This is a genomic window from Micrococcus sp. LASM2_SD2, from assembly GCF_057364565.1.
On sequence record NZ_JBNFOB010000360.1, the window covers coordinates 1 to 1,481 of the forward strand.

At 74.8% G+C, this 1,481-nt stretch carries 1 protein-coding gene; it reads right to left on the reverse strand.

The genetic code is table 11. The features are described 5' to 3' along the window. Positions 1–1,454 (reverse strand): YlbL family protein (locus tag AC2W7A_RS12335; protein ID WP_485991601.1); only part of this gene is annotated, 1,454 nt, incomplete at its 3' end. Between the last annotated feature and the right edge of the window lie 27 nt (positions 1,455–1,481).

Genomic DNA, 1,481 nt, shown 5'->3' on the forward strand with positions numbered 1-1,481 from the left:
CCGCCGAACGGGCCGCTCCCGGACCCGCCGCGGCCGCCGTCCTCGCCGTCGCCGTTGCCGCCGAAGGGGTTGAAGGGTCCGAAGGCGCCGAAGGGGCCGCCGTCGCCCCTGCCCGACGATCCGCCGGATCCTCCCTGATGCGGCGGGCCGCCGAAGGGCCCGCTTCCTGACTGTCCCAAGCTCACTCGTCTCCTCTTTGATGCTTTCTGTCCCACCGGACGGCGGGACGGGTGCGTGGTCGTCGACGGTCCGCGCCTGCGGATCCGCCGTGGTGTCGGTGCGGGCCTGCCCGGCACGTCGTCCTGCCGGGCCCCCACCGTCCTGGTCATGGTGCGGCCGTCCTCAGCCGCAGGTGCGCACCCCTCGGGTGTGCGCCCCTCGGCCACGGCCTCCACCGTGGCCCGGGCCGTGGACAGCGTGTCCACGGCGTACACGGTCAGACCCTCGGGGACCCGACCGTCCAGATCTGCGCAGTTGTCCACCGGCGCGAGGAACGCCTCCGCCCCCGCCTCCCGGGCGCCGAGGACCTTCTGCGGGATGCCGCCGATCGCACCGACGGCCCCGTCCGGGGTGATCGTGCCCGTGCCGGCGATGTGCCTGCCGCCGGTCAGGTCCCCCGGGGACAGCCGGTCCACGATCGACAGGGCGAACATGAGGCCGGCGGAGGGGCCGCCGACGTCCTCCAGGGCGATGTCCACCTGCACGGGGAACTCGAAGCCCTGTTGGAGGTAGGCGCCCATCAGCCAGCGGTCCGGGCCGCCCTCCGGCGCGGCGGCCACCGGCACGTCAAGGACCTGCTCGTCCCCGTCCCGGCGGACGGTCATGGGGACCGGGTCGCCGCCCGAGGCGTTCAGGACCCCCTTCAGCGCGGGGACGTCCGTGACGGGCTCGCCGTCGGCGTCGAGGATCTCGTCGCCGGTCTCCAGCGTGCCCTCCGCGGCGCTGCCTGGCGTGAACTCCTGCACGGTCAGCCGGGTGCGGTAGTCCACGCCGAGCTCGGTGAGCGCGGCGGCCGTGGCGATCTCCTGGGAGGAGGCCATCGCGGCCGTGTTGCCGGCGCTGACCTCCTCGGAAGTGGTGCCGGTCGGATACACGAGCTCCCGCGGAAGCACATCCGCACCGGGGTCCAGCAGCGCCCCGAACAGGTCGGTGGCCGTCGTGGTGCCGGTGGGCGGGCCGCCGACCAGCACCGTGGTCATGTCCAGGCGTCCCTCGGAGCCGCCGTGGTCGTCCACCTGCGCGGTGTCCTCGTCCCCGGTCACCGTCACCGTGAGCACCTCGTGGCCCTCGTAGGTGCCGAGCACGTCGATCGCGGGTCCGGGGCTCTCCACGATGTACGGCGTGGGGGCGGCCAGGGCGATCATCGCGCTGCCGGCGGCGATCCAGCCGGCCAGGCGAGGCGTCCGATGTGGGGCGGGGCGGCCGTCGTCGTGACGGGGGGCGGGCCCCGGCATGGCGGGGGGCGGAATGCGGACACGGGG